At 37.2% G+C, this 10,111-nt stretch carries 10 protein-coding genes; all 10 read left to right on the plus strand.

The window, feature by feature from the left end:
* Positions 1 to 254: 254 nt before the first annotated feature.
* The 10 genes from LKD20_RS09275 to LKD20_RS09320 all read left to right on the plus strand — a co-directional run bounded on the left by LKD20_RS09275 (position 255) and on the right by LKD20_RS09320 (position 9,873).
* Positions 255 to 482 carry a hypothetical protein gene (locus tag LKD20_RS09275; RefSeq protein WP_227721586.1) on the plus strand — a complete coding sequence of 76 codons (228 nt, stop codon included), beginning with the start codon at positions 255 to 257 and terminating at the stop codon, positions 480 to 482.
* A gap of 143 nt (positions 483 to 625) precedes the next feature.
* Positions 626 to 1,567 carry a Dyp-type peroxidase gene (locus LKD20_RS09280; RefSeq protein WP_227721587.1) on the plus strand — a complete coding sequence of 314 codons (942 nt, stop codon included), beginning with the start codon at positions 626 to 628 and terminating at the stop codon, positions 1,565 to 1,567.
* 179 nt (positions 1,568 to 1,746) lie between these two features.
* Complete coding sequence (gene thrC, locus LKD20_RS09285) at positions 1,747 to 3,246, plus strand: threonine synthase (RefSeq protein WP_005385956.1); 1,500 nt, start codon at positions 1,747 to 1,749, stop codon at positions 3,244 to 3,246.
* A gap of 144 nt (positions 3,247 to 3,390) precedes the next feature.
* Positions 3,391 to 4,278 carry a DMT family transporter gene (locus tag LKD20_RS09290; RefSeq protein ID WP_105085941.1) on the plus strand — a complete coding sequence of 296 codons (888 nt, stop codon included), beginning with the start codon at positions 3,391 to 3,393 and terminating at the stop codon, positions 4,276 to 4,278.
* Positions 4,279 to 4,534: 256 nt separating this feature from the next.
* Positions 4,535 to 5,002, plus strand: coding sequence for a large conductance mechanosensitive channel protein MscL (mscL, locus tag LKD20_RS09295; RefSeq protein ID WP_105085940.1), 468 nt, complete (start codon positions 4,535 to 4,537; stop codon positions 5,000 to 5,002).
* A 171-nt stretch (positions 5,003 to 5,173) separates the two neighbouring features.
* Complete coding sequence (locus tag LKD20_RS09300; RefSeq protein WP_227721588.1) at positions 5,174 to 6,223, plus strand: 2-hydroxyacid dehydrogenase; 1,050 nt, start codon at positions 5,174 to 5,176, stop codon at positions 6,221 to 6,223.
* Positions 6,224 to 6,305: 82 nt separating this feature from the next.
* Positions 6,306 to 7,994, plus strand: coding sequence for a glutamine--tRNA ligase/YqeY domain fusion protein (locus tag LKD20_RS09305; protein ID WP_227721589.1), 1,689 nt, complete (start codon positions 6,306 to 6,308; stop codon positions 7,992 to 7,994).
* Positions 7,995 to 8,118: 124 nt separating this feature from the next.
* Positions 8,119 to 8,754: a hypothetical protein gene (locus tag LKD20_RS09310; protein WP_105085937.1), complete on the plus strand. Its 636-nt coding sequence runs from the start codon at positions 8,119 to 8,121 to the stop codon at positions 8,752 to 8,754.
* 101 nt (positions 8,755 to 8,855) lie between these two features.
* Positions 8,856 to 9,443, plus strand: coding sequence for a DUF3793 family protein (locus LKD20_RS09315; protein ID WP_105094098.1), 588 nt, complete (start codon positions 8,856 to 8,858; stop codon positions 9,441 to 9,443).
* A gap of 10 nt (positions 9,444 to 9,453) precedes the next feature.
* A complete protein-coding gene (locus tag LKD20_RS09320; RefSeq protein ID WP_227721591.1) occupies positions 9,454 to 9,873 on the plus strand; it encodes a flavodoxin in 420 nt (139 codons plus the stop codon).
* The last annotated feature ends 238 nt before the right edge of the window (positions 9,874 to 10,111 follow it).

The raw sequence follows: 10,111 nt of genomic DNA on the forward strand, positions 1-10,111 counted from the left end.
GCGCCTTTAGACGCTGGCCTAGTACTACGGGCTTATAGCCCGTGAGCAAACCACCCGTTTTACGGGTGGTTCTGATTTATTTATTTGTAATCTGTTAGTTATACTAGTGTATTGTAATGAAATTAAATAATGTATATATTATAGATGATATCCTTTTGTTGAAAATTATATAGAACTATAGGGAAAATTAAAATATAAAATACAGTAAGGTTCTTTGTTACTGGCATGATTCTCACTACCTAGGAGAAATTTATATGGATACGGAAGTACAAAATGCACTTATACAATTGGAAAAACTTACAGATTTATACTTAGTTATATTTGGTGAAAATTCTTTAGATAGGGTTATTTATATGGATCCTCTTTATGGTTATGAGCTATCTGAAATAAAAAAAGGAATTGATGCTTTAGCAACTGCAATTGATAATAATAAGCCCATTGAACAAATACCAAAAAAAATATATGACGAATTGATATTTTAAGCTTTCTACTATCTCTTCTTCTGATTGAGCTGCAATAGCTATGATGAGGTTATTTGGTATGTAATGTTTTATATATTATAGACAATAAAGATGTAATAGCTTATGATTGCTATATAATAATTTTTCTCATTAGGAGGTACCCAATGGCAGTAGATGTTTCTAGAACACAAGATGTATATAAAGATGCAGGCCAAAGTGTTAACTTTACAACCTTATTATTAAATCGCAAAGATCGTGACGCAGAACTTGAAGTTATCCAAGATATGGCAGACCGTATCCAAGCCATTAAACGTTCTGTTAGTATTCGTGCGAATGGTGAAGGTTTAGGCATTGCCTTTGGTTTTAGCCGTAAAGCATGGGATTATTTATTCCCTAATGCACCGGTACCAAAAGAGTTAGAAGATTTCCAAGGTATTAAAGGGGATAAACAAGACGTACCAGCTGTAGCAGCAGATTTATTCTTACATGTGCGTTCTAATGATGAATCCGTTACATATACGGTAGTAGATCAAATTATGGAGTTCTTACGTCCTATTACATCTGTAGTAGATGAAACTCATGGTTTCCACTATGAACAAGGTCGTGCTATCATCGATTTCGTTGATGGTACTGAAAACCCTGTTGGTCAAGAGGCTGTTGAGTGGGGTGTTATTGGCGATGAAGATCCTGAATTCACTAATGGTTCTTATGCATTTGCTCAAAAATATGAACATGATCTTGATGCATGGCGTGCACTTCCTACGGAAATGCAAGAAAAATTCATTGGCCGTCGTAAATTCAGTGATATTGAATTAGAAGATGATGAAAAAGATCCAGCAGCTCATAATGTAGTGGCTCAAGATAATCGCGATGATGAAGAACATAAAATCGTTCGTATGAACGTACCGTTTGCTCAACCTGGACAAGGTGTACGTGGCACATACTTTATCGGTTATGCTCGTTACTGGGATGTAACTAAAACAATGCTTACTAATATGTTTACGCAAAACGATAAATTGCTTGATTATTCCAAACCTATTACAGGTATGCTTTTCTTCATTCCATCCCTTGATACATTGGATGCTATTGCAGAAGGCGAGTTATAATCGACATAGCTATTTGATGTATATTTTTATAGTTCGTGATGCTCTATTTTGTTAGCAGTAAACAATTCGAGTAAAAATATCATTTAATTCTATAGAAGCGCTCCTTTTAGGGGCGCTTTTATGCTATAATAAATCTATTAAACTCGTAAAATCCATTGTAGTTATGAATGAGGTATTCCATGAATTATACTAGCACCCGCGGTACCGTTGCGGTAAATGAAACATATGCATTGTTGCACGGCTTAGCAGAGGATGGTGGTTTATATGTACCATCTTTATTCCCTACAAACTGCTTAACTTACAATGATGTGAAAGATAAAAACTATCAAGAGGTAGCAGCTGTTGTATTATCCAAGTTGTTCCCATGTTTCTCAGAAGCTCATTTAAAAGAAATGATCAACTCTGCATACAGTGATGCTAATTTCAGCACTCGTGATATTGCACCGTTACATTCCTTATTAGAAAAGGTTTCTGTCCTAGAATTATTCCATGGCCGTACACAAGCTTTCAAAGATATGGCATTGTCTTTATTCCCATATCTATTAGTAGCGGCAAAAGAGGCTGAAGGTGAGAAAAAAGAGGTTCTTATCTTAACGGCTACATCTGGTGATACAGGTAAAGCTGCCCTTGAAGGCTTTAAAGATGTACCTGGTACTCACATTCAAGTATTCTACCCAACTGATGGCGTAAGTCCAATGCAAGCTGAGCAAATGCAAAAGCAAGAAGGGGACAACGTTAATGTTACTGCGATTCACGGTAACTTCGACGATGCGCAACAATTCTTGAAACGCTTATTCGTTGATAAAGATACTGCAGAAGAGGTTGCTGCAAAAGGTGTTATGTTCTCTAGTGCGAACTCTATTAACATTGGTCGCTTGGCACCTCAAGTGGTGTACTATGTGAATGCCTATGCAGAACTTGTTGCACAAGGCGCCATTCATGAAGATGAAGCATTCAACGTTGTGGTGCCAACTGGTAACTTCGGTAATATTTTAGCTGCTTATTATGCTAAAAAAATGGGTATTCCTATTGGTAAATTGATTTGTGCATCTAACCAAAATAACGTGCTTACTGATTTCTTTGAAAGTGGTACATACGATATGAACCGCCCATTCTATACAACGATTTCTCCGTCTATGGATATTCTTGAGTCTTCCAACTTTGAACGTTTCTTATACTATATCTCTGGTGAGGATAGTGAACGCACAGCTGGTTGGATGAAAGATCTTAAATCTACAGGTAAATTGACTGTAAACGAAGAAGAATTCAACCGCGTTAAAGCTAATTTTGCAGGTGCTTATGTAGATGACGAAGAAACAAAAGCCATCATTGAGCAAGTGTACAACTCCTATGGTTATGTAATGGATCCTCATACTGCGGTAGCTATGGGTGCATACATGAAGGAATTAGAGAAACACCCAGAAGATGGTGCGCGTCATACAATTATTGCATCTACTGCACATCCATTTAAATTCCCTACAGCTATTTGTGAAGCTTTAGATATTAAAGTTGGTGATACACCATATGAAAGCTTAGATAATATTTCTGCTGTAACGGGTGTAGCATTCCCTAAACAATTGGAAGCATTGAAATCTAAACCATTGCGTTTCACAAAAGCAATCGATAAAGAGAATATGAAACAAGAAATTCTTGATTTTGTAGATACATTCTCTAAATAATACGGTGCCGCCTTTCGCTAGAAGGGCGGCATATATTTTGATTTTATATATTCCGTATCTCCTGTATATTAGATTGCTCATATAGATAATACAGGGGTAGTAACTATTTAGTTATACTATGGTAAAAGTGTATAGGGAGGTAGTATGGCTAGAAAAGGCCTTATGTATGCACTATTGTCGGCACTCTTGTTGAGTACGATGAATTTATTTGTAAAGATGCTCGGCTCTAATATTCCATCTGGGGAAATTGCCTTTTTCCGTGGTTTATTTGGAACCATTGCTGTTCTCATCGTTATGTATACCCGAGGTATCCGATTCTCGAAAGAGGATAGAGGACATCTTGTTATGCGTGGCTTATATGGCGGCTTTGGCATGGTATGTAACTTTATTGCCCTAGTGCATTTAAAGTTATCCGATGCGACGATTTTATTTCAAACATCAGGTATATTCGTACTGATTTTTAGTGCCTTATTTCTTAAAGAACGAGTGCCTAAAGGGGCAGGAAAATGGCTACTCTTGATCTTTGTAGCCGTTATGGTTATGGTAAATCCATTTAGTTTTACTGGCTTTACTTGGTTTGCCTTGGTGGCTATTTTAGGGGCTGCTCTATCTGCAGCTGCGTATACGACCATTCGCCTTATATCTAAACGAGGGAAACATAGCAATTTCGAAATTATGGCTTATTTCATGATTACAGGGATGATTGCAGGGCTCGTTACAACTGATAAGCTCGTTATGCCGCAGGGAACAGATTGGCTTATCATCTTGGCGATTGGTGGTATTAGTGTAGTGGCTCAGTTCTTCTTGACTGGTGCCTTTGTTACAACTAACGCTGTAGTGGCACAATTCTTACAATATGTTGGTGTATTCATCAGTTCCTTCTATGGCTTCTTGTTCTTTGGTGAAAGCTTATCTATTGAAACGATAGGCGCTGGTGTGGCGATGTTCGTATCTTCTGTTATGTTGGCTCGCCTCAAAGAACAAAGTGGACCTTTACAAGAAGGAAAGGTTATAGAGGATAAAATTAAATAATTGTCGAATCTATACAATAATAGATGTTGTATGACAGTAGAGGTGCTAATCACATTCGTGATTGGCACCTTTTAACATGGTGCGAAAAGTACGCATAAATACTGATTTATTACAATTTTAGATTGACCTATGAAAAACTATATTAAATAAATTCGAAAAACTACATCGAAAAATATTGACATCTCTTCATCTTTCCTTTATGATTAGTACAGTTATTAACGCATTCTCAATTAAGTGTATCTAGGAGTAGTGAGAAATGAAAGAATTTTTGAACGATTTTAAAGCTTTTGCATTCAAAGGTAACATGATGGACCTAGCTATTGGTATGATTATTGGGGCTGCTTTCACAGCGTTGGTTAACTCCGTTGTAAGCAACTTGTTCATGCCTATTATCAGCTTGTTCACAGGCGGTATTGATTTCAGTAACTTGTACTTGCCATTAAATGCTGCATCTAAAGATGCATTCATGGCTGGTGCTGATATTAATACAGCTCGTGCAGTTGGTTCTGTATTGCCATACGGTACATTCATTACTGATTTGATTCAATTCTTAATCTTGGCGTTCGTTGTATTCTTGATGGTTCGCGCATTAGCTAAAATGATGAAAAGTGCGAAAGAAGAAGAAGCTGCTGAAGCACCTACAACTAAAGAATGTCAATTCTGTAAAACAGAAATTCACATTGATGCAGTTAAATGTCCTAACTGTACAGCAGATTTGAAATAATTCAAATTTAAAGCTACATAAAAGGAGTAAGGCCTAGGCCTTACTCCTTTTTGTTGTATTACGCCAGCTTTCTAGTATAAAATATAAGTATATAATAGAAATATATGATATTAACTTTAACGCGAAATTCTTGGGCGTGTATTATAAGACGTTTTTGGAGGACTTATACATATGGAAAAAAAACCTCTAGTTGTTGTAAACGGTTTAGTCCGTAAAGATGCAATTGCTTATTTAAAAGAGCACGTAGATGTGCGCCAATGGACTGAAAAGACTGTAATGCCTCGTGAGACATTACAGGAATGGCTCGTTGATGCGGATGGTTTGTGGTGTGTTCGCCCTTTAGATGTAGACGGTGATCTTGTAAAAAATGCACCTAATTTAAAGGTTATTGCTCAAGCAGCTGTGGGTTATGATAATGTAAAAATTGATGAATTAACGGCAGCAGGTATTCCTTATGGCAATACGCCGGGTGTTCTCAACGAAACTGTAGCAGAACTTGCTTTTACATTAATCGCCACAGCTAGTCGCCGTATTTTAGAAAATGCTAATTTTGTAAAAGAAGGGCGTTGGGCTCAAAGACCTTCTAATATTAAAGGCTTTGATTTAAGTCGCCGCACTCTTGGTATTATCGGAATGGGTGCTATCGGTGTATCTATTTCACGTCGCGCTCGTGCCTTTGGGATGACCGTTGTATACCATAATCGCAACCAGCGTATAGATGATAAAATTTATAAAACAACTTATATGGAGTTAGATGATCTTTTGGCTACTAGTGATGTAGTTTGTGTAATGGCTCCATTAACAGATGAAACCTATCACATGTGTGATGAAGCATTCTTCAAGAAGATGAAAAATACCGCTTTATTTGTAAATGTAGGCCGTGGACCTATCGTTGATACAGATGCTCTCATTAATGCCTTACAAACAGGTGAAATTGATTATGCGGCACTCGATGTAACTGATCCAGAACCATTACCAGCAGATCACCCACTATTAAGTGTTGAAAACTGTCTTATCGTACCACATATTGGTTCCTATACTGACCGCACGCGTTATGATATGTCTATTTTGACAGCCGATAATATTATTGCTGGTGTTCATAAGAAACCATTAAAAACTTGTGTTAATGAAGAGGTTAACTATAAAAAAACAGAAATGGATGTTGAATCTGCTTTAGAAGAGCTTAAAAAGGCAGGAGTTGATTTAGCTGATTTCGACTAATATCACAAGACCTCAAAAGATATGCGATATTATGCAAAATATGGTAAAATAAAAGAATATTTATCCTATGGAGGTTAGAACGTTGGAACATAAAGATATTGAAAAAACTGTAGCTCCTGAAGAAGTTGTATCCGTTAACTTTATCGAAGCTATCATTAACAAAGATAATGAAACTGGTAAATACGGCGGACGCGTATTAACTCGTTTCCCGCCAGAACCAAATGGTTACTTACACATTGGGCATGCTAAATCTATCTGCCTTAACTTTGGTATTGGCAAGCAATATAATGGCTTAACAAACCTTCGTTTTGATGATACAAACCCAGCAAAAGAAGACGTTGAATACGTAAACTCCATTATGGAAGATGTAAAATGGCTCGGCTTTGATTGGGCTGGAGAGCCTCGCTATGCATCTGATTATTTCGGTCAAATGTACGAATATGCTAAGAAATTAATCACTCTTGGCAAGGCTTATGTAGATGATCAAACAGCAGATGAAATTAAACAAACACGTGGCGATTTCTCTACACCTGGTACCAATAGTCCATACCGTGACCGTAGCGTAGAAGAAAACTTGAAACTCTTTGAAGAAATGAAGGATGGTAAATACGCTGATGGTGAAAAGGTATTGCGTGCGAAAATCGACATGGCACATCCTAATATCGTTATGCGTGACCCTGTTATCTATCGTATTGTAAATGCAGAACATCATAATACAGGTAATGAGTGGAAAATCTATCCTATGTATGATTTTGCTCATCCTATTGAAGATGCTATCGAACGTATTACACATTCCATCTGTACTTTGGAATTTGAAGTTCACCGTCCGTTGTATGATTGGGTACTTGAAGACTGGGATGACACTGAAATTCCACAACAAATTGAGTTTGCGCGCTTGAACGTAACTAAAATGGTTATGTCTAAACGTAAATTGCGTGCTCTTGTTGAGGCAGGCCTTGTAGCTGGCTGGGATGATCCTCGTATGCCTACTATTTCTGGCTTACGTCGTCGTGGTTATACTCCAGAGGCTATTCGTGATTTCTGTGACCGTATTGGCGTAGCTAAGGCTGACAGTGTTGTTGACATTGCTTTGCTAGAGTTCTGTATCCGTGAAGATTTGAAACTCAAAGCTACACGTCCTATGGTTGTTATTGATCCTGTGAAAGTTGTTATTACAAACTATCCAGAAGGTCAAACTGAACTTTGTACCGTTGAAAATAACCCAGAAAATGAAGAGTTGGGTAACCGTGAAGTTGTATTTGGTCGTGAAATTTACATCGAACGCAATGACTTTATGGAAGAGCCAGTTAAGAAATTCTTCCGCTTGGCACCAGGTAAAGAGGTACGCTTAAAAGGTGCATACTTCATTACATGTACTGATGTTATTAAAGACGAAAATGGCAATATTACAGAAATTCACTGTACATATGATCCAGAAACTAAGAGCGGTAGCGGTTGTACACGTAAGGTAAAAGGTACATTGCATTGGGTTGAAGCATCTACTGCAGTAGATATTGAATCTCGCTTATATGACTACTTACTAAAAGAAGATTCTGACGGTAAAGACTTCTTAGGTGATTTTAATCATGAGTCCTTACAAGTATTCCACAGTAAAGGGGAAGCATGTCTCGGTACAACTGTACCAGGAGACCGTTTCCAATTCTTGCGTCAAGGTTATTTTGTAACTGATAAAGATAGCACACCAGATCATATCGTAATGAACCGTATCGTTGGTTTACGTGATAGTTGGGCTAAGGCACAAAAGAAATAATGTATCCTACATTGTTAAGATAATGATAAAGAACCGCTCCGTTAAGGGCGGTTCTTTACTACTGTGTTGTTACTAGACATAATGTTGAGAGTTTGTGACATTAACGTTTTATTCGAGGAGATATATGAAAAAATTAGTATTACTTGCTACTGTAGCAGCTGTATTAGTATCTGTTCCGGCGATGGGCTCTGCAGCAAATATTAAGTCCATTTTGAATAGAAGCCAAACAGTAACATATCAAGGTGTTAAATTACCTGAAGGCGTTACTATGTATCCAAATAATCCTAAAGCGCTTTTCGCAGGAGATGCTAAAAAGGATATAAAATCTGTATTTATCGAAGCCGGTGCTACATCTGCCAATGTATATACGCTAAACATTAAAAACGAAAATGAAATGAATTATGCTGTATATGGTGATGTAGTATTAGGTAAACAATTATCTGGTCAGATTAGTGAAACAAAGCATGTTAACTCAGATCCATCTGCACTAGGTGCACTTGCATCTGCTATTAATAAGGGTGATAGCCCAATTCTTGGTACTTTCACAGTAGTGACGCCATTATCTAAACAAGGTAATGTATATGAAGGAACATTAAAATATAAAAGTATAGCTAATAATAATTCTTATAATGAAGTATTACATATTAGTTTGTCTGACAATAAGTACACTGGCCCTAATGCACGCTTTATCGCTATAGATGAAGCTAATGATGCTGCGATATTCCCTAAAGTTAAGTCTTTGCTAACAGCTAAAAAATAAATAATTATTGAAAATATATATCAATTATTCTTGACAATTTTTCTCATCAAGAGTACTATGTGCATATAGGAATTATTCTCATTAGGGGTGGTTCTAACGATATGCAACAGGCAGGTACTATTATGATGAATTCAATTGACCATATCATTGGATATCATTGTGCACCGGCAATTCGAGGGATTAAGCTTTCGAATTTGGTTTCTATTCCACGGGACATGAATGAACAAATCCAATTTGTATTGACAGAATATAATAAAGAGTTCAATGAAAAAGGTTTGTTCTTCTTTGAATTATGTCGCTGTAAAGCGCGTAGACTGTTATTGGTATTCCGTGAGAAGCAATTAAGAGACTATGTACGGCAACCTGCGGTAATGACATTTTTGAAAGCCTACGGTTATCATGATCGTATGAGCATTATGGAGATGCTAGAACATCTACGATACCGTATGGAGGCAAGCATTGATTTTCCACATGAAATCGGCGTATTTCTAGGCTATCCATTGAATGATGTGAAATACTTTATTTCCCGTCGTGGCAGTGGATATCGTATGTGTGGGGAATGGAAAGTTTACCATGACGTGGTAGATGCTAAGCGCTCTTTCTTATGTTACAAAGCATGTCGTGAATTTTGTCAAACTCAATTGATGTTGGGAAAAACATTTAGTTCATTGGTCGCAAGAACGGCCTAGGAGGTACAAGATGATTGGTGTAATTTATTGGTCCGGTACAGGCAATACAGAACAAATGGCTCAAGCAGTAGCAGAAGGTATCAAAGCTGCAGGTCAAGAAGTTGAAGTAAAATCTGTTTCTGAAGTATCTGTAGATGACGCAGCAGCTTATGAAAAATTAGCTCTTGGCTGTGCTGATATGGGTGCAGAACAATTAGAAGAAGGCGAATTTGAACCATTCTATACTGAATTAGAATCCAAATTGGGTGGCAAAAAAGTAGCAATCTTTGGTTCCTATGGCTGGGGTGGTACTTGGTTGGAAGACTGGGGTACACGCATTAAAGATGCTGGCGGCGAATTAGTAGCTGATGGCGTAGCTATCTTGGGTGAACCTGATGATGATGGCAAAGCACAATGTGAAGAATTGGGTAAAACATTAGCAAACGCATAATTTACTCTTAACCATTAACATAATCCTAACAGATAACAGTATATAAAGGCTGTAATAACGGTAATTCGTTATTACAGCCTTTTTGTTTATATTGGTATTAATTATAAGGGTGTATCTCTATATATAATAGAAAATTTGGGTAGTCATGAGTGATAGGAATATTTAGGGTTATAGGACAAAAAGTGTTGCTGTTAATGCCGATGGAACTAGTTAAATACTAGCTCTATCGGCATTTTAT

Origin of the sequence: Veillonella fallax, from assembly GCF_020687175.1 — a bacterium.
In the GTDB taxonomy this organism is placed as follows: Bacteria; Bacillota; Negativicutes; order Veillonellales; family Veillonellaceae; genus Veillonella; species Veillonella fallax.

Excerpts from the sequence above, each read along its gene's own strand:
- LKD20_RS09320 (WP_227721591.1), top strand. The coding sequence starts at position 9,454 with ATGATTGGTGTAATTTATTGGTCCGGTACAGGCAATACAGAACAAATG.
- LKD20_RS09300 (WP_227721588.1), top strand. The coding sequence starts at position 5,174 with ATGGAAAAAAAACCTCTAGTTGTTGTAAACGGTTTAGTCCGTAAAGAT.
- mscL (WP_105085940.1), top strand. The coding sequence starts at position 4,535 with ATGAAAGAATTTTTGAACGATTTTAAAGCTTTTGCATTCAAAGGTAAC.
- LKD20_RS09315 (WP_105094098.1), top strand. The coding sequence starts at position 8,856 with ATGCAACAGGCAGGTACTATTATGATGAATTCAATTGACCATATCATT.
- LKD20_RS09280 (WP_227721587.1), top strand. The coding sequence starts at position 626 with ATGGCAGTAGATGTTTCTAGAACACAAGATGTATATAAAGATGCAGGC.
- thrC (WP_005385956.1), top strand. The coding sequence starts at position 1,747 with ATGAATTATACTAGCACCCGCGGTACCGTTGCGGTAAATGAAACATAT.
- LKD20_RS09275 (WP_227721586.1), top strand. The coding sequence starts at position 255 with ATGGATACGGAAGTACAAAATGCACTTATACAATTGGAAAAACTTACA.
- LKD20_RS09290 (WP_105085941.1), top strand. The coding sequence starts at position 3,391 with ATGGCTAGAAAAGGCCTTATGTATGCACTATTGTCGGCACTCTTGTTG.
- LKD20_RS09310 (WP_105085937.1), top strand. The coding sequence starts at position 8,119 with ATGAAAAAATTAGTATTACTTGCTACTGTAGCAGCTGTATTAGTATCT.